We start from the raw sequence: 25,646 nt of genomic DNA on the forward strand, positions 1-25,646 counted from the left end.
CCAAAAGCCAAAACGGAGCGAGGCCTCGCGACCAAATCGCTCCGCGAGCCTGTCCTTGCTAACTGCGCAACAGGTCCCTTGTGGGAGAAGGTGTCGCCGAAGGCGACGGATGAGGGGTGCTCCAGGGAAAGCAAGCCTCTCACTCCGCTGGAACACCCCTCATCCGTCTCGGCGCTTGCGCGCCGATCCACCTTCTCCCACAAGGGGAGAAGGAAGAGACCTCAGCTCGCCAGCCGGCTTACCATCTCGTGCTGGGCGTAGGCGCGGCCGAAGCGGTTGGCGAGGAAGGCGTCGAGGGCGATGTCTTCCTGCTTGACAAAGCCCTTCGCCGGCAGCGAGCCGTCGGCCAGCATGTCGAGCACGGCGCAGATACCTGAGGCGGTGGTGATCTGAATGGCGCTGCGCACGATGTTGCCGACGCGCTGCGAATAGATCTTGTTGGCGTAGGTCTCCTGCAGCAGGCGGCCGTTGCGGCGGCCCGAAACGGTGACGAAGACGATGACCACGTCCTGCAGCGTCGCCGGCAGGGCGCTCTCGAAAATGTCCTTCAGGACGTCGCGGCGGTGGCGGAGCCCAAGGTCGTTGAGCAGCGCCTTCATGATCGCAGCGTGACCGGGATAGCGGATGGTGCGGTAGTTCAGCGTGCGCACCTTGCCCTTCAGCGTCTCGGCCAAAGTGCCGAGGCCGCCGGAGGTGTTGAAGGCCTCGTAGGTGACGCCGTCGAGCGAGAACTCCTCGCGTTCCTCCAGCGGCGGCACCTCGATCAGCTCGCCCTCGACGATCGCCTCGCAGGGCTCGCAATATTCGTTGATGACGCCGTCGGTGCTCCAGGTGAGGTTGTAGTTGAGCGCATTCGATGGATATTGCGGCAGCGCGCCGACGCGCATGCGCACGCTTTCCAGCGTGTCGAAGCGGCTGGCGAGATCGTTGGCGACGATCGAGATGAAGCCCGGCGCCAGGCCGCATTGTGGGATGAAGGCGCTTTTGGCGTCACGCGCCAGCTCCTTGACGCGGCGTGTGGAGACGACGTCCTCGGTGAGATCGAGATAATGCACGCCAGTGGCGGCGGCCGCCTCGGCGATGCGCGTGGTGAGGTGAAAGGGCGCGGCGCTGAGCACGGCGAATTTGCCGGCAAGCACGTTTTCGAGCTCACCCGAGGCAGTGATGTCGAGCTCCTGCGTCGCAACGCCGGCCGGCAGTTCGGCGGCGGCAAGCTGAGCCGCCGAGCGGTCGACCAGCGTGACGTGGTAGTCGCCCGTGGCGTTCAGCATTTCAGCGATGGTCGAGCCGATCTTGCCGGCGCCGACGACAACGATGTTCTTCATGATCATATCCCCTGCCAATGCTGAATTCGATTTGGCGAGAATCCTCGCAGCTTGCCTGTCGAAAAGAAGCGTGGAATCTGGCAATATGAAACTTAAGTTTGAGCGATTTGCCGAAAGGTTTCGTCGAAATGATCAGTGAAGCCGAACAAGCCCTGCTTACCTTGTTGCGCGCCAACGCGCGCGCCTCGACCGCCGAGCTCGCGCGCCAGCTTGGCGTGTCGCGCACCACGGTGCAGAGCCGCATCGAGCGGCTGGAGCAGCGCGGCATCATCACCGGATACGGGGTCAGGCTGTCGCCCGATTATGAGCAAGGGCTGGTCAAGGCGCATGTGCTGCTCACCGTCACGCCGAAACTCGCCGACAAGGTGGTGCGCAGCCTGCAGGCCATGCCGCCGGTCCGCACGGTGCATTCGGTGAGCGGTAATTTCGACATGATCGTCATCGTTGACGCGCCGTCGATCCGCGACCTCGACGCGCTGCTCGACAAGATTGGGGCGATGGACGGGGTCGAGCGGACGTCTTCGTCGATTATTCTGTCGACGCGGGTGGATCGGTAGGCGGGGGTCTGAGATGTTGGCGCGAGGCCCCCCTCTCTGTCCTGCCGGACATCTCCCCCTCAAGGGGGGAGATTGGCAGCCTCGGCGCCGGCGCCTTTTCTGCAGCATTGGTGATTGGCGAAAGCCGGCGTGACATCTGATCTCCCCCCTTGAGGGGGAGATGCCCGGCAGGGCAGAGAGGGGGGCGAAGGAATGGGGCGTTTGTTTTTCCTCGCTCCGATCAAGCCCTGCGTCTCTCTGGCCCCTCATCCAGCCACGCTACATCCTCCGGCGTCAGCTTGATATCCAGCGCCCTAAGACTGTCCTCCAGCTCGCCCAGCGTGCGCGGGCCGATCAGCGGGACCGAGGGGAAGGGCTGCGCCAGCACGTAGGCGAGCGCGACATGGATCGGGCTCTTGCCGAGTTTTCGCGCCAGCTCGATGGCGCGGTCGCGGCGGCCGAAATTCTTTTCCGAATACCAGACCCGCACCAGCTCCTCATTTTCGGTCCGGTCGCGGCCGGCGCGGTCGGTGAAGAAGCCGCGGCCCTGGCTCGACCAGGCGAAGTTGGGCATCTGCCTTGCCGTCAGCCAGGCTTTCCAGGCATCCGTGGAGGAGGTGACGCAACCGGCCCAGATCGGCTCCAGCATCTCGGCCAACGAGAAATTGTTGGAGAGCGCGCCGGGCTTCTGCTTGCCGTTCTTTTCGGCATAGGCAATGGCCGCATCCATGCGCTCCATCGTCCAGTTGGAGCCGCCGAACAGGCCGCGGATGCGGCCGGCTTTGGCCTCGCGATCCATCGCGTCGACGAATTCGCCGACCGGCACGTCCGGATTGTCGCGATGCATGAAATAGATGTCGACATGGTCGGTCTGCAGCCGGTCGAGCGACTGTGCCAGCTGCTTGCCGATCACGTCGGGATAGCAGAGCGGCGAATGCGCGCCCTTGGCGATGATCACCGACTGCTCGCGCACGCCGCGATTCCTGAGCCACTGGCCAAGCAGCGTCTCGGTGTAGCCGGCGCCATAGACGAAGCCGGTGTCGAACAGATTGCCGCCGGCCTCGAAATAGGCGTCGAGCAGGATCGAGCCGGAGGAGAAGGTGCGGAAATCCTCGAAGCCCAGCGCCAGCAGCGACATTGCGCGCGGCAGGCCGGGAATGGCGCGCTTGCCGATTGCCTTGCCATCGGTCCGCAGCGGCCGGCCAGAGAGGGTGTTGACGCGCTTAGCCGGCTTTTCGATGTCATATTCCAGGCCCACCGCGGCACGCCATTTGTCGAGAACGCGCAGCGTGCCGAGGCTGTCGGCCCAGCCCATGCCCGGCCAGGCGAACTCCTGCCGTCCGGCCAGGATCGCCTCGCCGGCGGCATCGACCTCGAAGGAATAGACATGGCGGGTCTCGTCGAGGCTGATCACCTCGCGAGCCGCCCCGGACCGGATCACCTCGATCCGGCCCGGTCCGACGTCGCGGTTGCCACCGGCGAACCAGAAATCGGGCACCTCGATCTGACCCTTGGTGCCGAAGATGCGCAGCACATTGTCTTGGTTGAGCGAGATGCTGCAGGAGATCTCGGCGACGATGCCACCCGGGAAGTGCAGCAGCGCCGAGGCCCACTCATCGACGCCCGATTGGCCGAGATGGGCCGCGCCGACGACCTTGTCCGGCTCGAGGAAAGGCTGCCCGGCGGCGGCGCCCGCGATCAGCCGCGCCATCGACACCGGATAGCCGCCGACATCGAGAATGCCGCCGCCGGCCATGTCGTTGGCATAGAGCCGATGTTCCGGCATGAAGCCCGGCATGGCGAAGCCGAAGCTCGACTTGATCATGCGGATCTCGCCGATGGCGCCCGACTTGATCAGCTCGACCAATTGCAGCGTCTGCGGGTGCAGCCGGTACATGAAGGCTTCGCCGAGAAACGTGCCGGCCTTGCGCGCCGCATGCATCATGGCGTCGGCCTCGAAGGCGGTCAGCGCCAGCGGCTTCTCGCACAAGACATGCTTGCCGGCCTCGGCGGCCTTGATCGCCCATTCGGCATGGCCCGGATGCGGGATCGAAATATAGACGGCATCGACTTGCTTGTCGGCGAGCAGCGCGTCATAGCCGTCGAGGATGCGCGCGCCCGGAAAGGTCTGGGCCAGGCCCGGCTTGGCGGGATTGCGGGCGCCGAGCGCGACCAGCTCGCCGTTGCGCGACCCCGCCACGCCGCCGGCAAAGGATTTCGCGATGCTGCCGGGTCCGAGAATGCCCCAGCGGATTTTTCCAGATGTCATGTCGAATTCTCCATGGTCGCCGCTACGCCTGGCGTGCCGGCAAAGAAAATTTTGCGGGTCAGCGGATCCTGGCGCCCGCCTTGTCGAAGAGCAGCGCCCGTTCCGCCTTGATCGAGACCGTGAAATGGTCGCCGCTGGCGCGCTGGCGCGAAGCCTCGCGCTCGACGATCAGCTCCTCGGGTCCCGCATTGGCGTAGACATAGCTCACCGAGCCCAGATGCTCGGCGACGTCGGCCTTGACCGGGATGTCGCAATCGCCCTGGCCGGCCTCGAAGAAATGCTCCGGCCTGACGCCGAGCACGACCTCGGCGCCGAGGGCGGGAAAAGTCTCGCAAAGCGGCTTGCGCAATCTGGCGCCGCCGTGATGGGCGAGCTCGATAATCGCGGCGCTGTTCGTCGTCTCGACGACCTTGGCGCTGAGGAAATTCATCTTCGGCGAGCCGATGAAGCCGGCGACAAAACGGTTGGCCGGGTCGTCATAGAGATCGAGCGGCGCGCCGATCTGCTCGACATTGCCGGCTTTGAGCACAACGATGCGGTCGGCCAGCGTCATCGCCTCGGTCTGGTCGTGCGTCACATAGATCATGGTGACGCCGAGCTCCTTGTGCAGGCGCGAGATCTCGACCCGCATCTGCACCCTGAGTTCGGCGTCGAGATTGGACAGCGGCTCGTCGAAGAGGAAGACCTGCGGCTCGCGCACGATGGCGCGGCCGATGGCGACACGCTGGCGCTGGCCGCCCGACAATTGCTTCGGCCGCCGCTGCATCAATTCGTCGATGCGCAGGATTTCCGCCGCTCGCTTCACCCGGCGCTCGGTGTCGGCCTTCGGATTGCCGTTCATCCTCAGCCCGAAGCTGAGGTTCTGCTCCACCGTCATATGCGGGTAGAGCGCGTAGGACTGGAACACCATGGCGATGCCGCGGTCGGCCGGCTCGACATCGTTCATAACCTTGCCGCCGATGGCGATGTCGCCGCCGCTGATGTCCTCCAGCCCGGCGATCATCCTGAGCAGCGTGGACTTGCCGCAGCCGGAGGGGCCGACGAAGACGACGAACTCGCCGTCGGCGATGTCGATGTTGGCGCCGTGGACGACTTCGAAGATGCCGAAGCGTTTGACGACATTGGTGAGGGTGACGGCCGCCATGTCAGAGCGAGATGTAGTTAGGTTGCATCATTCTGTGTCCCAGTCGGCGAGGCATCTCGCGCTTCCTATTTGACCGCGCCGGCGGCGATGCCGGCGATGAAATGGCGCTGCAAGAGCACGAAGACGACGAGCATCGGCACCGTCAGCATCACGGCGCCGGCCATGATGCCGCCCCACGAAACCTTGGTCAGGCCGATCAGCGTGCCGAGCGCCACCGGCGCGGTCATCGCGCCCGGCTGGCTGTTGATCAGCAGCGGCCAGAGATAGTTGTTCCAGGAGGCGAGGAAGAGGATGATCGCGAGCGCCGCCAGCATCGGGCGGGCCAGCGGCAGCGCCACGAACAGGAAGATGCGCCATTCCTTGACGCCTTCGACGCGGGCGGCGTCGAACAGCTCGGCCGGCATCATCGAGAAAGCCTGGCGCATGAAGAGCACGCCCAGCGAATTGAACAGCGGCGGCACGATCAGCGCGATCCAGGTGTTGGCCAAGGCGAAGTCGCGCGCCACCATGATGAATTGCGGGATCAGCACCACCGCATAGGGAAGCGTGATGGTGCCGAAGATGATGGCGACGACCGCGCCCTTGCCATGGAATTCGTAGCGCGCCAGCGCCCAGCCGGCCATCGAGGTGAGCAGCACCGAAAGGACCGTGTAGGTCACCGCCACCGAGACCGAGATGCCGATGGCGCCGATGAAGTTGGTGTCGCGCTGCAGGTTGGCGACATTGTCGAGGAAATTGTCATGCGGCAGGAGCTCGATGCCGGGGCTGAAGATGCCGTTGTCCGGCATGGTGGAGAACACCACCATCATCCACAGCGGAAACAGCCAGACCAGCGCCAGCGGCGTCAGGAAAAGATGCAGCGCAATGACGCGGCCGAGCCGTCTTTGCGAGCGCGAAGTCATTTCGGCTCCCTCATCAGCCAGAGCTGCACCAGGGTGATGGCGATGGCGAGCCCGGCCATGGTATAGGCAACGGCCGAGGCGTAGCCGAAATTTAGCGAGCGGAAGCCTTGGCGGTAGAGCAGTAGGCCGAGCGTCTCGGTGCCGCCGCCCGGGCCGCCGCGCTCGGTGATCAGGAACGGCTCGGTGAAGAGCTGCATAGTGCCGATGATCGACAGCACGGCGCAAAAGACGATGACCGGCTTCAGCAGCGGCAAGGTGATGTAGAAGAACTGCTTCACCCTGCTGACGCGGTCGAGCGTCGCCGCCTCGTAGACATCCTCCGGGATCGACTGCAGGCCGGCGAGGATGATGATGGCGTTGTAGCCGGCCCAGCGCCAGGTCACCGCGATCATGATCAGCGCCATGGCCGGCGTGACGTTGGAGAACCAGTCGATCTTTGAGATGCCGACGCTCTCCAGGAGCTTGTTGACGATGCCGAAATCGAGGCTGAACATCAGCCGGAAGACGGCCGAATAGGCGACCTCGCCGACCACAACCGGGGCGAAGAAGGCGAAGCGGTAGAGGCCGCGCGCCTTCAACAGCGGCGAGTTCAAAAGCACCGCCATGACGATCGCCAGCGAGATCATCACCGGCACCTGAATGACCAGGATCAGCAGCGTGTTCTTCAGCGCATTGTAGAAGGCGGGGTCGCCGATCAGGCGGCCCCAGTTGAAGGTCGGCGCGAAGCGCCACGGCACGGTGCGCGTCGCCTGGAAGGAGATGATGAAGGAAGAGATGATCGGCCAGATCCAGAAGATGGCGAAGATCAAAAGATAGGGCGTGAGGAAGCGGTACGCGGTGGCGTTCTGGGTGCGCATCAGCTTCCTCCTTTCGTCTGTCTTTGCCTTCTCCCCCTGTGGGAGAAGGTGGCCGCGAAGCGGCCGGATGAGGGGTGTTCCAGGGAACGCCAACGTCTCACTCCGCTGGAACACCCCTCATCCGTCTTGGCGCTGCGCGCCAATCCACCTTCTCCCACAAGGGGAGAAGGTGGAGCGGTGCCTATTTAACCGGCAAACCTGTCGCGGCGGCGATCTGCTTGGCGGCGTCGTCGAGCGCGGCCTTGGCGTCGGGATAGCCGTTGGCCAGATATTTCGTCTGCACCGCGCGGACGATGATCTCGGCGTCGCTCTGGAACTGCGTGCCGCGGCTCGGCACCACCTTGGGCAGCGTGGCCAGGATATCCTTCCAGACCGGCTGGCCGCCCCAATAGGGCTGCGGCTGCGAGACGTAAGGATCGTCGAGCGCCGAGATCAGCGACGGCACCAGGCCGAAATCCTTCAGCATGGTGATCTGGCCGTCATTGGTCTCAAGCGTGTATTTCAGATAGGCGTAAGCCGCCTCCTTGTTCTTGGAGGCCGAGGTGATGGCCAGGGACGAGCCGCCGAGATTGGCGGCGCGCGGGCCGTCGGCGGTCAGGCTCGGCATCAGGTAGACGCCCCACTTGCCGCTCTCCTTCGGCGATTCGGTGCGGATCGTGCCTTCATACCAGCCGCCATAGACCTGGCTGGCGACGGTGCCGGCGGTGTTGTTGGTGATCTTGGTCGACCAGTCCGCCGACGACACGATGCCGGCGTCCTTCATCTCCTTGACCTTGGTCATGGCGTCGACGCATTTCGGCTCGGCCACGGTGATCGACTGGCCGTCCTCGGCGAAATAGGCGCAGCCCTGCTCGTTGGAGATCATGCGGAAGAATTCGGTGTCGCCGTTGAAATCGGCATTGGTCATCGACACGCCCGGATTGGCGTCCTGGATCTTCTTGCCGGCGGCGATGAAATCGTCCCAGGTCTTGATCGAGGCCGGGTCGACGCCTGCCTTCTCGTAGAAGTCGCGGCGGTAGAAGACGGCCACCGGGCCGGAATCCCAGGGCATGGCATAGGCCTTGTCGCCGACTTCGAGCTCGGTGCGCTTGAAATCGGGGAATTTCTTCTGGTCTTCCGCCGTGTAGCCCAGCGTGTGCAAGTCGACGAAGCAGTCCGGGAACTGGCTCCAGTAATTCTCCGCCTCGCCGTTCTCGATCGACACGATATCGGGCAGGCCGACGCCGCCGGCGGCGCAGCCGGCGATCGATTTGTCATAGGTGGGCTGGTTGCCGAGATCCTGAACCGTGACCTTGATGTCGGGGTATTTCTTGTTGAAGCCCTCGACCGTCGCCTTCAATGACGAGGCGGCGATGTTCCAGCTCCAGATGGTGATCTCGCCGGACTGCGCCAGCGCCGGGCCGGAGCCCAGGGCAAGCATAAGCGCGGCGCAGGTCAGTGTAGTGCGCATTGAAATCCTCCCATTTCATTTGCTCTCTCACTGTGAGCGTGGCTAGACTATGCGGCGCGGAAGGCTTGTCGCCGTCAGAGGGAATAAGAAGTTGGCGGAAAGTAAGATGCCGGAGCGTCCATTCTACCAGCCTGGCGCGAGCAGCGTCGAAGGACTGCCGCTCATGCTGCAGATGTTTTACAACCACCCGTTGGTGATGCTGAAACCGCACTGGCACGCCCAGGTGGAGGTGAATTTCATCGTGCAGGGCCGCGTGCATTACCGCATGGCCGAGCATGAGATCTCGCTGTCGGCCGGCGAGATGTGCCTGTTCTGGGGCGGCCTGCCGCACCAGATGGACGATCTTTCCGACGACGCCGTCTATGCCGGCGCGCATCTGCCGCTGGTGCATTTCTTCCGCCTGCATCTGCCGGCCGACATACGCCACCGGCTGATGACCGGCGCGACGCTGGTGACCAATGCGACCGACCAGTCGGACAACGACAATTTCAAGCGCTGGAACGAATATGCGCGCTCGGGCGATCCGGCGAGGGCCGAGCATGCCGTCAACGAGCTGCTGCTGCGGCTCGAGCGGGTACGCTTCGAGCCTTACCGGCTGGTTCCGGAAAGGGTGGCTGGCCAAGGCGCCGGCAATGCCTTCGACCAGCAGTCCTCCCGTAATGTCGGGCGCATGTGCGATTTCATCGCCGAGAATTTCCTCTACGACGTCGACTGCGTGACCATCGCCGCTGCCGCCGACATCCATCCCAAATACGCCATGAGCCTGTTCAAGAAATCGACCGGCATGACGCTCAACGAATATGTCAATCTGCTGCGGTTGAGCTACGCGCAGGCGCTCCTGATGCATGAGGACGCCAATGTGTTGAGGGTCGCCATGGACTCAGGCTTCGGCTCGCTCAGCGCCTTCAACAAATCGTTCCGCAAGCTTGCCGGCATGTCGCCCTCCGATTTCCGCCGGGCGGGCGGCGGGCGGTAAAAATGGCCGACGGTCGCCCACCCGTCGTCGCCCATCGCGATCGTCATTCTAGGGCGGAGCGGGAAGCGAAGCGTACCGCGTAGACCCTAGAATCCATGCCGTGACGTTAAGGCGTTGCAGCGGTTACAGAATCTTCTGCACCGTTGCATTTCCCGGCAGAAGTTAATGGCATGGATTCTAGGGTCTGCGCGCGTCGCTCCGCTCCTTGCTCCGCCCTAGAATGACGACGTCACCGGAGTTCCCACGGCCGGAAAGCTGACGGTCACGCCGAGGCCCGGATTGCGGTCCTCGAGCGTTATCGCGGCGCCATGCAGGTCGGCCACCGCCTTGACAAGGCTGAGGCCCAGGCCGCTGCCGGGCGTCGTGCGGCTGGCATCGAGCCGATAGAGCCGGCGGAACACTTTTTCGCGCTCCTCGGCGGGAATGCCCGGGCCATTGTCGCGGACATGAATGAGGACGTGGTTGCCTGCCCCGGTCACCGCGAGCTCGATCGCGGTGCCCGGCGGGCAATGCCTGAGCGCGTTCTCGACCAGATTGGCCAGCATCTGCATGAGCAGGTCGCGGTCGCCGTGCACATACCATTTTGTATCCGGAACGATCACGGTGGACAGAGACTTGCCGTCGTCCTCGGCGACATCGGCATAGACTTCGCCAATGGTCTCGACGACCGGTCCGACATCGAGATCGACGAAGCGCGCCTTGCGGGCGCCGGCTTCGATCTGGGCGATGCGCAGCAAAGCGTCGAACGTGCTGTTGATCTGCTGGCTCTCGGTGCGGGCGTCGGTCAGCTCGGTCGAGACATCCTCGCCCGACACCGTCTTGTCGGCGGCGGATTCCAGGATCATCTGCAGCCGGTTGAGCGGCGTCTTGAGGTCATGGGCGATGTTGGCGCTCACCTCGCGCATGCCGTCGACTAGGGCAGACAGGCGATCGAGCGCGGAATTCACCTGGGCCGAGACGGCGTCGATGTCGTCGCCATTGCCGGTCAGCGGGATGCGGGCATCGAGACGCCCATGCGAGACGTCGACCATAGTATTGGCGATGCCGTCGAGGCGGCGCTGGACGCGCGAGGCAAGCACGGCGCCGCCGCCGATCGCCAGGACGGTGATGAAGAGCGTGGCCCAGCCGAAGCTCATCAACACGATCCTTTCCAGATCCTCGGTTTCCGAAAGCGAGAAGGCGACCGTCAGCTTGTTGCCGCCGACCGTGCCCGAATAGGCGCGATATTGGGTATCGGGCGGCACGCCCGGCAAGTCGGCGGCGAACATGGAAAAGCCGTTCGGCAGGCTGGAGGCGGTGAAATCCCCGGCGAGACGGTTGCCGTTCCGATCGGTGAGGGAAAAGATTTCGTCCTTGTCCTGGCTGAACTGGGCATGGTCCCTGACGGTTGAAATGAGGTCCTCCTCGTCGCCCTCGGCATGGGTCGCGGCGATGAGCGAATAGGTCTCCTTGATCGATTGATCGAGCTGCCTGGCGAGCGAGGCGCTCATCAGCTGATAGACGATCGCGCCCGACAGGATGAAGGCCAGCAGGAACAGGAAGGCGAAGGTCAGCGCCAGCCGGAACGGCGTGCTGCGCAGCAGGCTGGAGCGCGTCCCGCTCATGCGATCGCGGAAGCGGTTGGCCGCCCCGCGATTGCGGAGGCAAGATCAGGCCGGGACATGCAGGCTGTAGCCGGTGTTGCGCACGGTGTGGATCAACGGCACGTCGAAGGGCCTGTCGACCTTGGCCCTGAGCCGGCTGATATGCGTCTCGACGACACTGGTCTTGGGGTCGAAATGAAAATCCCAGACGCGCTCGAGCAGCATGGTGCGGGTGATGACGCGGCCCTCGCCGCGCATCAGCACTTCGAGCAGGCTGAACTCGCGCGGCTGCAGGTCGATCGGCTGGCCCTGCCTGGTGACGCGGCGCTGGATAAGGTCCATTTCGAGGTCGGCGACACGCAAAGCCGTCTTCTGCTCCTGCGCCGCCGGCCGGCGGCCGAGCGCATGGATGCGGGCAAGCAGCTCGGAAAAGGCGAACGGCTTGACCAGATAGTCGTCGCCGCCGGCCTCGAGGCCCTCGACCCGGTCGTCAACGCCGCCGATCGAGGTGAGGAAAATAGCGGGCGTGCGGATGCCGGCGGCACGCACCGCCTTGATCATCGACAGGCCGTCGAGGCCGGGCACCATGCGGTCGGCGACGATCACGTCATAGGCGTTGCGGGTCGCGGCGAAGAGCCCGTCATGACCGTCGCGCAAGAGATCGCAGACATGGCCGGCCTCGGTCAGTCCCCTGACGATATAATCCGCGGTTCTCGGATCGTCTTCAACAAGCAGAAGTCGCATTGTCCGGTGCCGTCCTTGCCCACCTCAACCATTTGTTTTTACGAGCTTTCAGACCGAGTGCCGCTACACATTTTTGCGAGGGACAGCCGATATCCGTCGCGACCGCCGACGGCAGCGGCGAAGAACCGGGCGGCCGGCGGCGAGAGCGACCTCATGGTCGTCCCGCGCTCGCGCCCAGCGTGAGAAGAAGCTCGTCCAGTTGCCCGAACGTCTCGCCCATCGCATCGGCCGCCCCGGTGCCGGCAGCGTCGAGAGCTTCTTTCGAGGGATAGAGCTCGTGCATCACCAGCAGCGTCTTGCCACCCTTTTCCTCGAAGGTCACCGTGGTGACGGGTCCACCGTCGCCGCCTTCGTCATTGGTCCAGGCGAGGCGCGAGTACGGCACCACATCGACATACCGGCCGAAGAACTCGGCGGGGTTCGAGGCATCATGGCCGAACGCCAAACGGTACCCGCCTCCGACGCGAACATCCATCTCGCAGGAACGCAGGATCATGCCCATAGACTTGGGCGCCCACCACCGCTTGAACAGTTCGGGCTTGGTCCACGCCTCGAACACGATGCGTGCGGGGGCGTCGAAGGTTCGCGTAACGACCAGCTCACGGTCGGACCTCCGTTCTACTGTCGTGCGAGCAGGCTCACTCCGTTCCATCGACTTCCTCCTTCCGTTTCAGTTCCTCGACAACTTTGTCCAGCTCTTCGAAGCGTGCGTCCCAAAGCCGGCGGTAGCTCTCGATCCAAGCCGCCTCTTCCTCCAGTCCGCGCAGGCCGAGCGTGCAGGTCCGCACCCGCCCGGCTTTCCGGGTGGTGACGAGCCCCGCCTGTTCCAAGACGCCGATATGCTTCTTCATGCCTGTGAGGGTCATGTGGAATTTCTCGGCAAGGTCCGTGATCGAGGCCTCCGCGCGTCCGAGCTGCTCCAGAACGCCGCGCCGTGTGGCGTCCGAGAGCGCGGCGAACGAGACATCGAGGCGGGCTTTCGGATACTGAACCATTTGGTTCAGTATCTAGCGCATCGTTGAGCGGTGCGCAAGGGGATAGCGGGCGGGCTGCGCTGCCGGCCCTCCCGGACCGAGCCAGTCTCGCTGCTGCAGCTTACGGTCAATCGCGACATGCTCTAGTCGAGGAGCGCCAGCTCGTCTTCGTCGATCAGTTTTCTCAGCGTCATATGGAGAACGATGGCCACGATGCAGCCGAGGAAAATCAGGCTGGTGAAGGTGGCGCCGAAGCCCAGCCCGCCATAGTCGACCGGATGCGAGAGCAGGTCGCCGAAGGAGGCGCCGAACGGCCGGGTCAGGATATAGGCAAGCCAGAAGGCGAGGACGCTGTTCAGGCCGAGGAAGAACCAGGCAAAAGCGATCGCCGCGATCACGCCGCCGAAGATGAGGCCGGTAGCGAGATAGCCGATATCGAAGCGCTCGGCCACCAGATCGCCGGCAGCCGTGCCGAGCGAGAAGGTGAAGAGGATCGCCAGCCAGTAGAAGATCTCGCGCCTGGCGGTGAAGATGGTGTGGATCGAGAGGGTCCTTTCGCTGGCATACCAGACCGCGAAAGTCAGTGCGAGGGCGACCGAGAAGACGATGGTCGTCGTCTCCAGCCGCACGCCGAAATCGTCGATGAGGTTGTCGGCGACCAGGGTGCCGACGACGCTGATCAGCACGACGGCGAGCCAATAGGCCCAAGGTACATAGCGTTTCTGTGCGAATTGCAGGACGAGCGCGACGATGAGGATGCCGCCCATGATCAAGGACGTGACAGTAAGGCCGAGGCCGAGCTTCACGGCGAGGTAGTCGGCCGCCGTCTCGCCCATGGTCACCGCCATGATCTTGACCAGCCAGAAATCGATGGTGACGTCCGGGACGCGGTTGGGGGTGAGGTTGTCGGCTTGAGAGATCATGGCGCGATCCGTTGTTCGTTCGAGCCGCCTCGAATTCCGTATGGCGGCGACGCCCAAATTAGGCAGGCGAATTCACCGCGGCCTGTCCGCGTTCTTACAAATTCGTAAGGTTGGCCAAAAACATCCGCCGAGCCTCGTCATGCCGCCAGCGAAGAGATAGACAAGCCTTGGCGCCCCCTGGCTGCGCCGGAGCGGTGAGAAGAATGGCATCCCCCAAATCGACGCCGAATGCGTTCGACCAGCATAAGCGCCTGATCGTCGTGCAGCTGGCCGCCGTGCTTGCCGTCATCCTGCTCCTGTTCAGCAAGCCGGCGTTGGCCGAGGGATCGGACGGTCACGAAGTCATGGAGACGATCGGCTTCGCGATGGTGCTGATCTGCTTCCTCGGCCGGCTGTGGAGCATCCTCTTCGTCGGCGGCAGGAAGAATGACGAGCTGATCGTGTCCGGCCCGTTCTCGATAACCCGGAACCCGCTCTATTTCTTCTCGACGGTCGGCACGGCAGGCATCGGGCTGATGTTCGGTTCGCTGCTAGCGGCCGTCATGCTCGGCCTGGCGAGCTTCCTCGTCTTCCGCTTCACCGCGCGCAAGGAGGCCGAGTATCTCGCCGGCAAATTCGGTGCGGCTTACGCGGCTTATGCCGAACGCACGCCGTCCTTCTGGCCAAATCCGCTGCTTTACCGCGACGAGGCGCAGTGGCTGTTTTCGACGGGCGCGCTGCGGAACACGTTCCGCGACGGGCTCTATTTCCTGGCTTTGTTTCCGGTGATCGAGGCGGTCGAATATTTGCGCCTCAGCGGCGACCTGCCGACGCTTTTCACGGTCTATTAGTTTTCCGGTAAAACCGCTTTGTCTGCGCTGGCAGGCGGCATGCCTGAAGATTGGCTGACGCGCTTGTCAGGTCGTCATTCTATGGCGGAGCAAGGAGCGAAGCGACGCGCGCAGACCATAGAATCCATTCCGTGACGTCGAGGCGTTGCCACGGTGCAGAATCTGCTTCGCCGCATTCCTCGGCCAAGGTCACGGAATGGATCCTCGGGTCTGCGCTCCGCTCGCGTCGCTCCGCCCGTGGATGACGAGGCTGGGAGGCTCCAGCCAACCCTCAGCGTTTGCGCTGATTTCGCGGAAAATAAACGCCGGTCAGCGCGCCTTGCCGCGCGCGGCGCGGCGTGTGCTTTGCAGGAGAATTGCCAGGCAGCCGGCGAGAAGCAGGAAGCCGCCGATGAGCGGCGGCAACCCCAAGAACTTCACCGCGGCGGTGACCAGCGCGATCAGGATCAGCGCGAGCAGGGCGAGATTACCGTCGTCGACGAACATGCCGACGAGCTCCTTGAAGACGAGACGGATCATCGGGCAACTCCTTCGGCGGGTGCCGGGTAGGCGCCGCGCAGCCAACGCACGATGGCGAAGGATGCGGCGGCAATGACGGCGAAGATGGCGAGCAGAGCGAGGTCGGCGCCCGGCCATTCGGCGCCGAGGCCTTCGCCGGTCCAGAACACGCCGAAGCTGGTCAGCATCAGCCCGACCACGAATTTCAGCGCATTCTCGGGCACACGCGCCAGCGGCCGGTGCACGGCAAGGCCGATCAGCATCACCAGCACGAAGGCCGCCAGCGCGCCGAGGCCGGCATAGAGCGTCTGCCCGTGCGCGGCGCCGACGGCGATGACGATGAACACCACTTCGACGCCTTCAAGCAGCACCGCCTTGAACGACGCGACGGCCGCCAGATAGTCGGCGCGGCGGTCGGCGGCCTGCCGCTGCAAGGCGGCCGTCTCCCTGGAAAAGGCCTGCTCCTCGTCATGCAGCGCGATCGCGCCGACGCTGCGCAGGATCGCCTTTCTCAGCCAGCGCATGCCAAACAGGATCAAAAGCACGCCGACCACGAATTGCAGGACGGTGATGGGGACAAGCGCCAGCAGCGGCCCGAAAACGAGCACCAGCGCCGCCAGCAGGGCGAGCGCCAGCGCCGCACCCGTCAGTGCCGGTCGCCAGCTGCGCGTCACGCCGACGGCGAGCACGATGGTGAAGGCTTCGACCACTTCGACGAAGGAGGCCAGGAACGAGGCGGTCACGGTGGAAAATATGGGTGTCAGGCCATGCATCAAGGCTTCGTCCAATGCTCGGGAATCATCCGGTCGGCGAGAACGATACAGCGCTCCGGCGCCGGCGAGAATGCCAGGATGAAGCGATCGGCGCCGCCTCCGGCCCCATCACGTCCCGACGCGAGGGCGGACATTTCGCAGAACGCATTGACGGTCTGTATCCGTTCGGTGTCCGTTGTATCGCGGCGCTGCCCTGGCTATCTGCTGGAGCAACAAGAAGTTTTAAGCGGTCGATGGGCCGCTCCAGCAGGAACGGAGCCATGAAGAAGATCGGATTTCTGTCGTTCGGGCATTGGTCGCCCTCGCCGCAATCGGGCACGCGCTCGGGCGCCGACGCGCTGCTGCAGTCGATCGACCTCGCGGTCGCGACCGAGGAGCTCGGCGCCGACGGCGCCTATTACCGCGTCCACCATTTCGCCCGCCAGCTCGCCTCGCCGTTTCCGCTGCTTGCCGCGGCCGGCGCCAGGACCAAGCGTATCGAGCTCGGCACGGCGGTCATCGATATGCGCTACGAGAACCCGCTCTACATGGCCGAGGATGCGGGTGCTGCCGACCTGATCGCCGGCGGGCGTCTGCAGTTGGGCATCAGCCGCGGCTCACCCGAGCAGGTGATCGATGGCTGGCGCTACTTCGGCTACGTGCCGGAAGAGGGCAAGAGCGATGCCGACATGGCACGCCGGCACTCCGAGATCTTCCTCGACCTGTTGCGCGGCGAGGGCTTTGCCCAGCCCAATCCGCGGCCGATGTTCCCCAACCCGCCCGGCCTGCTCAGGCTCGAGCCTTTCTCGGCCGGCCTACGCGAGCGCATCTGGTGGGGCGCGGCCACCGACGCAACTGCGGTATGGGCGGCCAAGCTCGGCATGAACCTGCAAAGCTCGACGCTGAAATTCGATGAGACCGGCGAGCCGCTGCATGTCCAGCAAGCCAAGCAAATAAGAGCCTACCGCGCCGCCTGGAAGGAAGCAGGCCATGCCAGGGAGCCGCGCGTCTCGGTCAGCCGCAGCATTTTTGCCCTCGTCAACGACATGGACCGCGCCTATTTCGGCGGCAGCGAGGGCGAGGACCATTTTGGCTATATCGAGCCGGAGAAGCGCGCCGTGTTCGGCCGCACCTATGCCGCCGAGCCGGACGTGCTTATCGAGCAGTTGAAGGAGGATCAGGCGATCGCCGAGGCCGACACGCTGCTGCTCACCGTGCCCAACCAGCTCGGCGTCGACTACAACGCCCATGTCATCGAGTCGATCCTGAAGCACGTCGCGCCGGCGCTCGGCTGGCGGTGATGTGGCGAAAACCGCAAAACGCGTAATCTCCCCCGCAAGGGGGAGATCAGACTTCACGCCGGCTTTCGCCAATCACCAGCGTCAGCCTTGGCACCGCCTTCCCTCTCGTCCTTCCCTCGACGTTGACATCTGATAAAATAGCAATCTACTCTGGCGCGTAATCGGTTACGTAACCGATTACGGCTCAATCAAGTGGAGGAGACTAATGAGCAAGTTCTCAAACACGCATGGGCTTGGCCCGTTCTCGCGCCGCCAGTTCCTGAAGACCAGCGCCTTGGCTGCCGGCGCGCTGGCGCTGCCGCTCGGACCGGTTCTCGCCGCCGACAAGCCGAAGGTCGGCCTGGTCATGAAGTCCCTGGCCAACGAGTTCTTCAAGCAGATGCAGGCTGGCGCGGAGGAGTATGCGGCCAAGAACAAGGACAAGTTCGATTTCGCCGCCGTCGGCATGAAGGACGAGCGCGACTTCGCCGCCCAGGTCGACGCCATCGAGAACTTCATCACCCAGAACTACAACATCATCGTCGTCGCCCCGGCCGATTCGAAAGCCATGGTTACGCCGATCGCCAAGGCGCTGAAGGCCGGCATCAAGGTCATCAACATCGACGTTGCGCTCGACACCGAGGCCAAGAAGAAGGCCGGCATCGACCTCGCCTTCTTCGGCCCGGACAACCGCGCTGGCGCCAAGCTGGCCGGCGACGCGCTCGGCAAGGCGCTGGGCAAGGGCGGCAAGGTCGTCATCCTCGAGGGCAATCCCGAGGCCGACAACGCCAAGCAGCGCAAGCTCGGCTTCGACGATTCGGTGAAGGAATACGGCCTCGACCTGCTCGACTCCAAGACCGCGCATTGGGAGACCGAGGAAGCCAACACGCTGATGACCAACTTCCTCACCCAGCATCCCGACATTCAGGGCGTGATGGCGGCCAACGACTCCATGGCGCTCGGCGTCGTCAAGGCGATCGACGCTGCCGGCAAGTCCGGCCAGATCAAGGTCGTCGGCTTCGACAACATCCCGGCCGTCGGTCCGCTGCTGAAGGAAGGCAAGATGCTCGCCACCGTCGAGCAGTATGGCGCGAAGATGGCGGCGATGGGCATCGACTACGGCCTGCGCGAGCTGGCCGGCGAGAAATTCTCCGGCTGGGTCAAGACCGACGTCAAGCTGGTCACCGCATGAGGCGAGCCGGGGCGCCGGCGCTCCCTTCCGGCGCCAGGCTTCGCCTCTCTCGTCACCGCCGCCGCCAGTTTAGGCGGCGGTGACGGAGCGCCCGCCGCTGTCGTCGCCGACGGGCACGGTTTAGGATTCTGCCGCCCATGGATGCGATTCTCTCTCTTGAAAGAGTCGGAAAGATCTTTCCCGGCGCCGTCGCGCTGAGCGACGTGTCGCTGTCGATCGCGCGCGGCGAGACCCATATTATCCTGGGCGAGAACGGCGCCGGCAAGTCGACGCTGATCAAGCTGCTGGCCGGCATCTACCAGCCGGACTCCGGCACGATCGCCTTCAACGGCCAGCCCTATCAGCCGAAGACGCCGCATGATGCGCAGCAGAGCGGCATCCGCGTCGTGCACCAGGAGCTGAACCTGTTGCCCTATCTCAGCATCGCCGAGAATCTGATGCTGGAAAGCCTGCCGCGCCGCGCCTTCGGCATCGTCGACCGCAAGGCGCTCAATAGCCGCGCGGTGGCGCTGCTCAAGCAAGTCGGGCTCGACATCGATCCGCGCATACGCGTCGAGGCGCTCGGCGTCGCGCAGATGCAGCTGGTCGAGATCGCCAAGGCGCTGAGCTACGACTCGAAGCTTCTGGTGCTGGACGAGCCGACCGCGACGCTGACGCCGCCGGAGATCGAGCGGCTGTTTTCCATCATCAAGCGGCTGAAGGCCAAAGGCGTCACCACCATCTACATCTCGCACCGGCTGCACGAGGTGTTCGAGATCGGCGACCGCGTGACCGTCTTGCGGAACGGCAGGCTGGTCGCGACGCGCGACCTGCACGGCCTCACCGTGCCCGACCTGGTGCGCATGATGATCGGCCGCGACATCGCCGACGAATATGGTTTCGATGCCAGGGTCGTACCGGGCAAGGTCGCGCTCAGCGTCGCCAATCTGAAGCGCGACGCCTCCACCCCGGAGATATCGTTCGCCGTACGCCATGGCGAGATCCTCGGCGTCGCCGGCCTGGTCGGCAGCGGCCGCACCGAAGCTATGCGCGCTCTGTTCGGCGCCGACGCAAAACTCGACGGCGTCGTCGAGATCGACGGCAAGCCCGTGGCGATCGCCGCGCCGAAGGACGCGGTGCGGCATGGCTTGAGCCTGCTCACCGAGGACCGCAAGGGCCAGGGCCTTCTGCTCGACATGGCCGTCGACAAGAACATCACCATCACCAATCTCAGCAAGGTTTCGCGCAACGGGCTGCTCAACCGAAGGGCGGAGAGCGCGGCAGCAAACGATTTGGTCGGCCAGCTGCGCGTCAAGGCGAGCTCGATCGAGCAGGCGGTGCGCAACCTCTCGGGCGGCAACCAGCAGAAGGTGGTGCTGGCCAAATGGCTGTTCCGCGGCACCTCCACGCTGATCCTCGACGAGCCGACGCGCGGCGTCGACATCGGCGCCCGGCGCGAGATCTACCAGCTGCTGTGGATGCTGGCGGCGCGGCAGAAGGGCATCATCATGGTGTCGTCCGACCTGCCCGAATTGATGGGCATGTGCCACCGCATCATCGTCTTTTCGAAAAACAGGATCGTCGGCGAAGTGCCGCGATCCGAATTCGACCAGGAGCGCATCCTGTCGCTCGCCTATCAGGAGTATGTGCGACCATGAGCGAGACATCCGAGATAGCCGTGGCGGCGCCTGTTTCTCCGGGCCGGGCGAAGTTCCTGCGCTTTTTGGTGCGCGATGCCGGCGTGCTCCTGGCGCTGGTGCTGATCACGCTGTTCTTCTCGGCCACCGCGCCCTATTTCGCCACCTCCGGCAACGCGCTGAAGATCTTCGTGCAGATCGCCATCAACACGGTGCTGGCGGCCGGCATGACCTTCGTCATCCTCACCGGCGGCATCGACCTTTCAGTCGGCTCGGTGCTGGCGCTGTGCACCGTGGTCGGCGCCACCGTCATGATCAACGAGAGCCTGTCGCCGGCCGTGGCGATCACGCTGGCGCTGCTGGCCTGCATGGCGACGGGTGCGGTCTGCGGCTTCCTCAATGGCTGGATCTCGACGCGCTGGAAGATCCCGTCCTTCATCGTCACGCTGGGTATGCTCAACATGGCGGCGGGCGCCGCGCGCGTGGTCAGCGACAATTCCACCATCACCGGCCTGCCGCAGAGCTTCGTCGATTTCGGCAATCTGATCATCGGCGGCTTCCTGCCGTCGATCTTCCTGGTCGCCGTGCTGGTGATCGCGGCCGGCTGGTTCGTGCTGCGCTTCACCGTCTTCGGTCGCATGATCTTCGCCGTCGGCACCAATGACGAGGCGGTGCGGCTGTCTGGCCACAATCCGGATTTCTACAAGGTCGCCGCCTTCACCATCAGCGGGCTCACCGCCGGCATCGCGGCGATGGTCTATCTGTTGCGCCTCAACATCGGCAGCCCGATCGCCGGCGTCGGCTACGAGCTCAACGCGATTGCCGCCGTCATCATCGGCGGCACCAGCCTCAGCGGCGGCAAGGGCTCGATCATCGGCACGCTGGTCGGCGCCTGCATCCTGCAGGTGCTTTCCACCGGATTGCAGCTGCTCGGCGTCGGCGACAATTTCAAACCGATCGTGATTGGCCTTGTCATCGTGCTCGCGGTCATCCTAGACGCGTACCGGGAGAGGCTGTTGCGGAAAATCCGCTGAGGGGAACGGGCCATGACGACGATTGCCGATGTCGCGCGCCGTGCGGGGGTGTCCGTCGCCACCGTCTCGCATGTGATGAACCATACGCGTCATGTCGAGCCGGAAACGGCCGAGCGCGTGCGCGCCGCGATCGCGGCGCTGCGCTACAGCCCGAACTCGGTGGCGAGGAGTCTCAGGCGCGGCGAAACCAAGACCATCGGCCTGCTTCTTCCCGACAATTCCAATCCCTTCTTCGCCAGCGTGGCGCGGCAGATCGAGGATGCCGGCTTCGTTTCCGGCTACACGGTGATCCTGTGCAACTCCGACGGCAATGCCGAGAAGGAGGAGCGCTATCTCTCGGTGCTGATGGCCAAGCAGATCGACGGGCTGATCTTTGCCGGCTCGTCCGACCACGCGCGGGTGTTCGCCCGCCTCTTGCCCAGCGTGCCGGCGGTGCTGCTCGACCGCGAGATCCAGTCGGTCAATGTCGATTCGGTGCTGGTCGACCACGACCATGGCGGCTATCTCGCCGGCAAATACCTGGCCGGGCTCGGCCACAGGAAGATCGCCGTCATCGGCGGTCCGCGCGATTCGAGCTCCAGCCCGGCCCGCCTGCGCGGTTTTGTCCGCGCGCTTGGCGAAGCAGGCGTTGAGCTGCCGGCGTCGTCAATCGTCGATTCCGACTATCATTTCGCCGGCGGCCGCCTGGCGATGGATCAACTTATGGTACAGGCGCCCGGCATCACCGCGGTGTTCGCCTGCAACGACCTGATGGCGATGGGCGCGGTCACCGCGCTGCGCTCGCGGGGCATGCACGTTCCCGACGACATGTCGATGATCGGCTTCGACGACATCCCTTATGCCGTCACCACCTGGCCGCCGCTGACGACGATCGCGCAGCCGGTGGAAAAGATCGGCACGCTGGCGGTGAGCCTGCTGCTCGAGAGGCTGGGCGAGCCGGAAGCGCCGTCAAGGCGCGAGGTGCTGGCGCCGGTTCTGGTGGAGAGGGAAAGCTGCGCGGCGCGGGGGTAGTCTGGCAATCGTCGACGTAGGCACTGCCCCCTCTCCGTCCGCTTCGCGGACACTCTCTCCCATTTCATCTACGGCATGCACACCTTTCAAAGCGGCCGGCCTTTGGCGATAGCGTGCATGGCAGCGCGCTGGTCGACCCCACTCCGTCTCGGCTTCGCCGAGCCACCTCTCCCCCGATCGACGGGGTAGAGGAAAGGCGCCAAGCCTTTTGCCGTCAGCGCCCGTCCAGCTCCCTTCCTTTCCCTCCGGAGGGGGGAAAGGTGGCGCTGCGAAGCAGCGACGGATTGGGGGAACCACGTGGCAATCAAGCGTCGGCCTGATCAGTCGCGCCAGTCACAGAAGATGTGCTTAACGTAGACGAAGTGGTGAGAGGTGGCTCGGCGAAGCCGAGACGGAGAGGGGGAGCGCTCTATGCGGTTATCCCGCCGTATGAAGTCGCCTTAGCGAACCCCTTCAAGCCGCCGGCTGCATGGCGGCCCTGAGCAGCATGCCGAACAGGTCGCGCGGCTCATCGGGGTCGGCGAGCAGGTCGAGCTCCTCATAGAGGCCGGTGGCCTGGAGCTGGTCGCGGACATAGCGTAGCGCGGAAAAATCTTCCGTGGCGAAGCCGACGGAATCGAACAGCGTGATCTGCTCGGGCGACTTGCGGCCCTCGGCCTTCCCGGTCATCACCTGCCACAGCTCGGTCACCGGATAATCGGGGTCGAGCTGCTGGATCTCGCCTTCGATACGGGTCTGCGGCGGGAACTCGACGAAGATGTCGGAGCGCAAAAGGATGTCGCGGTGCAGCTCGGTCTTGCCGGGGCAGTCGCCGCCGACGGCGTTGATATGGACGCCGGCGCCGACCATGTTGTCGGTGAGGATCGTGGCATACTGCTTGTCGGCGGTAACCGTGGTGATGATGTCGACGCCTTCCACGGCATCCTGCCCGGTCGAGCAGATGGTGATATCAAACCCCTTGCCGGCGAGGTTGCGGGCACATTTTTCCGAGGCCGAGCGGTCGATGTCGTAGAGCCGCAGCCGGTCGATGCCGACGAGCGCCTTGAAGGCGATGGCCTGGAACTCGGACTGGGCGCCATTGCCGATGATGGCCATGGCGCGGGAGTTCTTCGGCGCCAGGTATTTTGCCGCTACCGCCGAGGTGGCGGCGGTGCGCAGCGCCGTCAGGATGGTCATCTCGGTGAGCAGCATCGGATAGCCGGAGCCGACATCGGCGAGCACGCCGAAAGCGGTGACGGTCTGGCGTCCTTCGCGCATGTTCTTCGGATGGCCGTTGACATATTTGAAGCCGTACATCTTGCCGTCGCTGGTCGGCATCAGCTCGATGACGCCGTCATGGCTGTGCGAGGCGATGCGCGGCGTCTTGTCGAACAGCTCCCAGCGGCGGAAATCCTCCTCGATATAGGCGGCGAGCTCGGTGAGGAAGCGCTCGACGCCGATGGCGAGCACCAGCTTCATCATGCGATCGACGCTGACAAAGGGAACGATGGCAAGGCGCGAAGGCTGGGTCATGATCAGAGGTTTCCGGAATGGCTGCGGGTTGGGCGGTCCATGATGCGGCGGCCCATCAGGCTGGCAGTGAGGTCGACCATCAGGGTGGCGGTACGGCCGCGCTCGTCGAGGAAGGGGTTCAGTTCGACCAGGTCGAGGCTTGAGACGAGGCCTGAGTCGGACAGCATCTCCATTACCAGATGCGCCTCGCGGAAGGTGGCGCCGCCGGGCACGGTGGTGCCGACGGCCGGCGCGATCGAAGGGTCGAGGAAATCGACGTCGAGGCTGACATGCAAGAGCCCGTTCTCCTCCTCGACGCGGGCCAGGAAGGCGCGCAGCAGCGGCGCGATGCCGTGCTCGTCGATGGCGCGCATGTCGTGCACGGTGACGCCGGCTTCAGTGAGCGCGCGGCGCTCGGCCGGATCGACGCTGCGCAGGCCGATGGCGCAGATGCGGGCCGGGTCGACGGCTTGCGGCAGATCCGGGAAATAGCCCTGAAAACCGGCCTGGCCGCTGGCATAGGCGAGCGGCACGCCGTGCAGATTGCCGCTGGTGGTGGTGTCGAGCGTGTGGAAATCGGGATGCGCGTCGAGCCACAGCACGAAGAGCGGCCGTCCGCGCTCGGCCGCGCGGCGCGCCACGCCCGACATAGTGCCGGCGGAGATCGAATGGTCGCCGCCGAGGAAGATCGGCATGGCGTCCCGCGAAGCCGCGTAGGCGGTCTCGGCGATTGCCGCCGTCCAGGCGGAGATCTCCGGCAGCGCCTTCAGCGCGAGATTGCCGTGCGCCACGGGCCGCGCCGCGGCTTTCTCGACCGCGCCCCAGTCCTCGACCTCGTGGCCGAGCTCGGCCAGCACCGAGACCAGCCCTGCTGTGCGCAGCGCGCTCGGCCCCATCTCGCATCCCATCCTGCCCGCGCCGTCCTGCACCGGCGCGCCGACGATCCTGCAGCGCATCTTTTCTCACCTTGCGATTGATCGAAGGAGTGAACCATCAGCTGCTGGCGGCTTGAACAGTGAAAATTGGCATTTCGAGAAGACTAATCTATCATGATGGTCAGACGATTTGATCGAAATGGAAGCCATGGACGCGCTGGACGAGAAACTGGTGACGCTGCTGAGGCACGATGCGCGGCGCAGTGTATCCGACCTCGCCATCGATCTCGGCGTGTCACGCGCCACGGTCAGGTCGCGCATGGAACGGCTGGAAAAGTCCGGCGAGATCATCGGCTACACTGTGGTGCTGCGCGCCGACGCGGTCGATCAGAAGATACGCGGCGTGATGACGATCGAGATCGAAGGCCATGCCGCCGACCGCGTCGTCAAGGCACTCGGCGGCCTCGCCGAGGTCTCGACCATCCACACCACCAACGGCCGCTGGGACCTGGTGGTCGAGCTCGGCACCGCCACGCTGACGGACTTCGACGCGGTGCTGCGGCGCATCCGGCTGATCCCCGGCATTACGGGGAGCGAGACAAGCCTGCTGCTGGCGACGCCAAGGACGACGCGGGCGCGGCTGGCGTAGGCGCATGATCGGTGACGGCGCGGTGAGGCGTGAAGCGGTTCGGCGATCTTGCGAAACGCCGGGCCGCTTCAGGTTCTTATTTCGTGCGACGCGGGCCGAAGGCGACGGGCCGGGCCGCGGTCCGGCTTTCCCGGAATTGCTCCATGACTGCCGCATGGCACCGCTCATGCAGGCGGTCAGCCGTTCGGATAATAGCCGCCGTCCGAGCCGTCGCCCATATAGTTTCCCTGGCCGGTAGCGTTTCGGAGCCGCTGGTCCAGCTCATTGATCCGCCCGATCGCCGAACGGCCTCCGGTGGGCTGGATGCCATCGGCCTGCCGCATCAGGTCGCGAGCCTGTTCCTGCGTGATCTTGCCGGCCTGCCTGGCCGCACGGATACCTTGCTTCACGCCAAGCAGCTGCTGCGTCGCGGCTCTCGCTTCGGGCTCCGCCGGCACTGACGCCGTGGTCATTGTGTCGACCTGCGCCCTATGGTGGCGGTGCACGGCATAGGCGCTCGAAAGCGGTATGGCCGCGAAGATCGAGGCGGCCGCGATGAGTTTTGGGGTGGAAGAACGCATGATGACATCTCCTCGTGATGGAGGAAGCGGCAAGACCGCTTTTTCCGAAAACGGGCCGTCCGGTCGCGTCGTGTCGCGGTGCTGGCCATTCGCCGCCGGCGGATCTCGGCCCAGGGAGGAGATATAGAAACCGCCGCGGCGTTGAAATGGAGCAGCACGCAAACGTTATCCGATG

At 64.6% G+C, this 25,646-nt stretch carries 25 protein-coding genes; 9 read left to right on the forward strand and 16 right to left on the reverse strand.

What is annotated here, in order from left to right:
* Positions 1 to 221 precede the first annotated feature (221 nt).
* A complete protein-coding gene (locus tag FJ423_RS26520; RefSeq protein WP_140845923.1) occupies positions 222 to 1,325 on the reverse strand; it encodes a saccharopine dehydrogenase family protein in 1,104 nt (367 codons plus the stop codon).
* Between the two features lie 128 nt (positions 1,326 to 1,453).
* Between FJ423_RS26520 and FJ423_RS26525 the strand changes: the two genes are divergently transcribed.
* Complete coding sequence (locus tag FJ423_RS26525) at positions 1,454 to 1,882, forward strand: Lrp/AsnC family transcriptional regulator (protein ID WP_140845924.1); 429 nt, start codon at positions 1,454 to 1,456, stop codon at positions 1,880 to 1,882.
* Positions 1,883 to 2,102: 220 nt separating this feature from the next.
* Here FJ423_RS26525 and FJ423_RS26535 read toward each other — a convergent pair whose 3' ends face one another.
* The 5 genes from FJ423_RS26535 to FJ423_RS26555 form a co-directional block, all read right to left on the reverse strand.
* Positions 2,103 to 4,130, reverse strand: coding sequence for an aldo/keto reductase (locus tag FJ423_RS26535; RefSeq protein WP_140845925.1), 2,028 nt, complete (start codon positions 4,128 to 4,130; stop codon positions 2,103 to 2,105).
* 58 nt (positions 4,131 to 4,188) lie between these two features.
* Positions 4,189 to 5,274, reverse strand: a complete 1,086-nt coding sequence (ugpC, locus tag FJ423_RS26540) for a sn-glycerol-3-phosphate ABC transporter ATP-binding protein UgpC (protein ID WP_140845926.1) — start codon at positions 5,272 to 5,274, stop codon at positions 4,189 to 4,191.
* 65 nt (positions 5,275 to 5,339) lie between these two features.
* The gene (locus FJ423_RS26545) at positions 5,340 to 6,176 is read right to left on the reverse strand and encodes a carbohydrate ABC transporter permease (protein WP_140845927.1); all 837 of its coding nucleotides are present in this window, start codon (positions 6,174 to 6,176) and stop codon (positions 5,340 to 5,342) included.
* Positions 6,173 to 7,033: a sugar ABC transporter permease gene (locus FJ423_RS26550; protein ID WP_140845928.1), complete on the reverse strand. Its 861-nt coding sequence runs from the start codon at positions 7,031 to 7,033 to the stop codon at positions 6,173 to 6,175. Before FJ423_RS26550 ends, FJ423_RS26545 begins: the two co-directional genes overlap by 4 nt.
* Positions 7,034 to 7,214: 181 nt before the next feature.
* Positions 7,215 to 8,483: an ABC transporter substrate-binding protein gene (locus tag FJ423_RS26555; protein WP_140845929.1), complete on the reverse strand. Its 1,269-nt coding sequence runs from the start codon at positions 8,481 to 8,483 to the stop codon at positions 7,215 to 7,217.
* Between the two features lie 106 nt (positions 8,484 to 8,589).
* Between FJ423_RS26555 and FJ423_RS26560 the strand changes: the two genes are divergently transcribed.
* Complete coding sequence (locus tag FJ423_RS26560) at positions 8,590 to 9,459, forward strand: helix-turn-helix domain-containing protein (RefSeq protein ID WP_140845930.1); 870 nt, start codon at positions 8,590 to 8,592, stop codon at positions 9,457 to 9,459.
* A gap of 215 nt (positions 9,460 to 9,674) precedes the next feature.
* Here the strand turns inward: FJ423_RS26560 and FJ423_RS26565 are convergent, their stop codons facing one another.
* The 5 genes from FJ423_RS26565 to FJ423_RS26585 all read right to left on the reverse strand — a co-directional run bounded on the left by FJ423_RS26565 (position 9,675) and on the right by FJ423_RS26585 (position 13,683).
* The gene (locus FJ423_RS26565; protein WP_140845931.1) at positions 9,675 to 11,063 is read right to left on the reverse strand and encodes a HAMP domain-containing sensor histidine kinase; all 1,389 of its coding nucleotides are present in this window, start codon (positions 11,061 to 11,063) and stop codon (positions 9,675 to 9,677) included.
* Positions 11,064 to 11,108: 45 nt separating this feature from the next.
* Positions 11,109 to 11,786 carry a winged helix-turn-helix domain-containing protein gene (locus tag FJ423_RS26570; protein ID WP_140683150.1) on the reverse strand — a complete coding sequence of 226 codons (678 nt, stop codon included), beginning with the start codon at positions 11,784 to 11,786 and terminating at the stop codon, positions 11,109 to 11,111.
* Between the two features lie 151 nt (positions 11,787 to 11,937).
* Complete coding sequence (locus FJ423_RS26575) at positions 11,938 to 12,438, reverse strand: SRPBCC domain-containing protein (RefSeq protein WP_140845932.1); 501 nt, start codon at positions 12,436 to 12,438, stop codon at positions 11,938 to 11,940.
* Entirely contained in the window at positions 12,425 to 12,781 is a 357-nt protein-coding gene (locus FJ423_RS26580) for a metalloregulator ArsR/SmtB family transcription factor (RefSeq protein ID WP_140845933.1), read from the reverse strand. Before FJ423_RS26580 ends, FJ423_RS26575 begins: the two co-directional genes overlap by 14 nt.
* Before the next feature lie 122 nt (positions 12,782 to 12,903).
* On the reverse strand, positions 12,904 to 13,683 hold the full coding sequence (locus FJ423_RS26585; protein ID WP_140845934.1) for a hypothetical protein: 780 nt from the start codon (positions 13,681 to 13,683) through the stop codon (positions 12,904 to 12,906).
* A gap of 203 nt (positions 13,684 to 13,886) precedes the next feature.
* Here FJ423_RS26585 and FJ423_RS26590 point away from each other — a divergent pair, with 203 nt between their 5' ends.
* Complete coding sequence (locus FJ423_RS26590) at positions 13,887 to 14,513, forward strand: isoprenylcysteine carboxylmethyltransferase family protein (RefSeq protein ID WP_140845935.1); 627 nt, start codon at positions 13,887 to 13,889, stop codon at positions 14,511 to 14,513.
* Positions 14,514 to 14,822: 309 nt separating this feature from the next.
* Here FJ423_RS26590 and FJ423_RS26595 read toward each other — a convergent pair whose 3' ends face one another.
* Both FJ423_RS26595 and FJ423_RS26600 read right to left on the reverse strand, forming a co-directional pair.
* Positions 14,823 to 15,032: a hypothetical protein gene (locus FJ423_RS26595; protein WP_140845936.1), complete on the reverse strand. Its 210-nt coding sequence runs from the start codon at positions 15,030 to 15,032 to the stop codon at positions 14,823 to 14,825.
* Positions 15,029 to 15,784: a COG4280 domain-containing protein gene (locus FJ423_RS26600; protein ID WP_140845937.1), complete on the reverse strand. Its 756-nt coding sequence runs from the start codon at positions 15,782 to 15,784 to the stop codon at positions 15,029 to 15,031. The genes FJ423_RS26595 and FJ423_RS26600 overlap by 4 nt, the downstream gene beginning before the upstream one ends.
* A 260-nt stretch (positions 15,785 to 16,044) precedes the next feature.
* Here FJ423_RS26600 and FJ423_RS26605 point away from each other — a divergent pair, with 260 nt between their 5' ends.
* From FJ423_RS26605 to FJ423_RS26625, 5 genes are all read left to right on the forward strand, one after another.
* Entirely contained in the window at positions 16,045 to 17,064 is a 1,020-nt protein-coding gene (locus tag FJ423_RS26605; protein ID WP_140845938.1) for an LLM class flavin-dependent oxidoreductase, read from the forward strand.
* 205 nt (positions 17,065 to 17,269) lie between these two features.
* Positions 17,270 to 18,235 carry a sugar ABC transporter substrate-binding protein gene (locus FJ423_RS26610; RefSeq protein WP_140845939.1) on the forward strand — a complete coding sequence of 322 codons (966 nt, stop codon included), beginning with the start codon at positions 17,270 to 17,272 and terminating at the stop codon, positions 18,233 to 18,235.
* A gap of 137 nt (positions 18,236 to 18,372) precedes the next feature.
* Entirely contained in the window at positions 18,373 to 19,872 is a 1,500-nt protein-coding gene (locus FJ423_RS26615; protein WP_181174908.1) for a sugar ABC transporter ATP-binding protein, read from the forward strand.
* On the forward strand, positions 19,869 to 20,885 hold the full coding sequence (locus FJ423_RS26620; RefSeq protein ID WP_140845941.1) for an ABC transporter permease: 1,017 nt from the start codon (positions 19,869 to 19,871) through the stop codon (positions 20,883 to 20,885). The genes FJ423_RS26615 and FJ423_RS26620 overlap by 4 nt, the downstream gene beginning before the upstream one ends.
* Before the next feature lie 12 nt (positions 20,886 to 20,897).
* On the forward strand, positions 20,898 to 21,896 hold the full coding sequence (locus tag FJ423_RS26625; RefSeq protein WP_140845942.1) for a substrate-binding domain-containing protein: 999 nt from the start codon (positions 20,898 to 20,900) through the stop codon (positions 21,894 to 21,896).
* A gap of 453 nt (positions 21,897 to 22,349) precedes the next feature.
* Here FJ423_RS26625 and FJ423_RS26635 read toward each other — a convergent pair whose 3' ends face one another.
* A complete protein-coding gene (locus tag FJ423_RS26635) occupies positions 22,350 to 23,408 on the reverse strand; it encodes an ornithine cyclodeaminase (protein ID WP_140845944.1) in 1,059 nt (352 codons plus the stop codon).
* 2 nt (positions 23,409 to 23,410) lie between these two features.
* Complete coding sequence (gene rocF / locus FJ423_RS26640; protein WP_140845945.1) at positions 23,411 to 24,343, reverse strand: arginase; 933 nt, start codon at positions 24,341 to 24,343, stop codon at positions 23,411 to 23,413.
* Positions 24,344 to 24,470: 127 nt separating this feature from the next.
* Here rocF and FJ423_RS26645 point away from each other — a divergent pair, with 127 nt between their 5' ends.
* The gene (locus FJ423_RS26645) at positions 24,471 to 24,911 is read left to right on the forward strand and encodes an Lrp/AsnC family transcriptional regulator (protein ID WP_095769871.1); all 441 of its coding nucleotides are present in this window, start codon (positions 24,471 to 24,473) and stop codon (positions 24,909 to 24,911) included.
* 176 nt (positions 24,912 to 25,087) lie between these two features.
* Here FJ423_RS26645 and FJ423_RS26650 read toward each other — a convergent pair whose 3' ends face one another.
* Positions 25,088 to 25,471: a hypothetical protein gene (locus FJ423_RS26650; RefSeq protein ID WP_140845946.1), complete on the reverse strand. Its 384-nt coding sequence runs from the start codon at positions 25,469 to 25,471 to the stop codon at positions 25,088 to 25,090.
* Positions 25,472 to 25,646: the final 175 nt, after the last annotated feature.

The organism is Mesorhizobium sp. B2-8-9, assembly GCF_006439475.1.
In the GTDB taxonomy this organism is placed as follows: Bacteria; Pseudomonadota; Alphaproteobacteria; order Rhizobiales; family Rhizobiaceae; genus Mesorhizobium.

Excerpts from the sequence above, each read along its gene's own strand:
- FJ423_RS26520 (WP_140845923.1), bottom strand. The coding sequence starts at position 1,325 with ATGAAGAACATCGTTGTCGTCGGCGCCGGCAAGATCGGCTCGACCATC.
- FJ423_RS26525 (WP_140845924.1), top strand. The coding sequence starts at position 1,454 with ATGATCAGTGAAGCCGAACAAGCCCTGCTTACCTTGTTGCGCGCCAAC.
- FJ423_RS26535 (WP_140845925.1), bottom strand. The coding sequence starts at position 4,130 with ATGACATCTGGAAAAATCCGCTGGGGCATTCTCGGACCCGGCAGCATC.
- ugpC (WP_140845926.1), bottom strand. The coding sequence starts at position 5,274 with ATGGCGGCCGTCACCCTCACCAATGTCGTCAAACGCTTCGGCATCTTC.
- FJ423_RS26545 (WP_140845927.1), bottom strand. The coding sequence starts at position 6,176 with ATGACTTCGCGCTCGCAAAGACGGCTCGGCCGCGTCATTGCGCTGCAT.
- FJ423_RS26550 (WP_140845928.1), bottom strand. The coding sequence starts at position 7,033 with ATGCGCACCCAGAACGCCACCGCGTACCGCTTCCTCACGCCCTATCTT.
- FJ423_RS26555 (WP_140845929.1), bottom strand. The coding sequence starts at position 8,483 with ATGCGCACTACACTGACCTGCGCCGCGCTTATGCTTGCCCTGGGCTCC.
- FJ423_RS26560 (WP_140845930.1), top strand. The coding sequence starts at position 8,590 with ATGCCGGAGCGTCCATTCTACCAGCCTGGCGCGAGCAGCGTCGAAGGA.
- FJ423_RS26565 (WP_140845931.1), bottom strand. The coding sequence starts at position 11,063 with ATGAGCGGGACGCGCTCCAGCCTGCTGCGCAGCACGCCGTTCCGGCTG.
- FJ423_RS26570 (WP_140683150.1), bottom strand. The coding sequence starts at position 11,786 with ATGCGACTTCTGCTTGTTGAAGACGATCCGAGAACCGCGGATTATATC.
- FJ423_RS26575 (WP_140845932.1), bottom strand. The coding sequence starts at position 12,438 with ATGGAACGGAGTGAGCCTGCTCGCACGACAGTAGAACGGAGGTCCGAC.
- FJ423_RS26580 (WP_140845933.1), bottom strand. The coding sequence starts at position 12,781 with ATGGTTCAGTATCCGAAAGCCCGCCTCGATGTCTCGTTCGCCGCGCTC.
- FJ423_RS26585 (WP_140845934.1), bottom strand. The coding sequence starts at position 13,683 with ATGATCTCTCAAGCCGACAACCTCACCCCCAACCGCGTCCCGGACGTC.
- FJ423_RS26590 (WP_140845935.1), top strand. The coding sequence starts at position 13,887 with ATGGCATCCCCCAAATCGACGCCGAATGCGTTCGACCAGCATAAGCGC.
- FJ423_RS26595 (WP_140845936.1), bottom strand. The coding sequence starts at position 15,032 with ATGATCCGTCTCGTCTTCAAGGAGCTCGTCGGCATGTTCGTCGACGAC.
- FJ423_RS26600 (WP_140845937.1), bottom strand. The coding sequence starts at position 15,784 with ATGCATGGCCTGACACCCATATTTTCCACCGTGACCGCCTCGTTCCTG.
- FJ423_RS26605 (WP_140845938.1), top strand. The coding sequence starts at position 16,045 with ATGAAGAAGATCGGATTTCTGTCGTTCGGGCATTGGTCGCCCTCGCCG.
- FJ423_RS26610 (WP_140845939.1), top strand. The coding sequence starts at position 17,270 with ATGAGCAAGTTCTCAAACACGCATGGGCTTGGCCCGTTCTCGCGCCGC.
- FJ423_RS26615 (WP_181174908.1), top strand. The coding sequence starts at position 18,373 with ATGGATGCGATTCTCTCTCTTGAAAGAGTCGGAAAGATCTTTCCCGGC.
- FJ423_RS26620 (WP_140845941.1), top strand. The coding sequence starts at position 19,869 with ATGAGCGAGACATCCGAGATAGCCGTGGCGGCGCCTGTTTCTCCGGGC.
- FJ423_RS26625 (WP_140845942.1), top strand. The coding sequence starts at position 20,898 with ATGACGACGATTGCCGATGTCGCGCGCCGTGCGGGGGTGTCCGTCGCC.
- FJ423_RS26635 (WP_140845944.1), bottom strand. The coding sequence starts at position 23,408 with ATGACCCAGCCTTCGCGCCTTGCCATCGTTCCCTTTGTCAGCGTCGAT.
- rocF (WP_140845945.1), bottom strand. The coding sequence starts at position 24,343 with ATGCGCTGCAGGATCGTCGGCGCGCCGGTGCAGGACGGCGCGGGCAGG.
- FJ423_RS26645 (WP_095769871.1), top strand. The coding sequence starts at position 24,471 with ATGGACGCGCTGGACGAGAAACTGGTGACGCTGCTGAGGCACGATGCG.
- FJ423_RS26650 (WP_140845946.1), bottom strand. The coding sequence starts at position 25,471 with ATGCGTTCTTCCACCCCAAAACTCATCGCGGCCGCCTCGATCTTCGCG.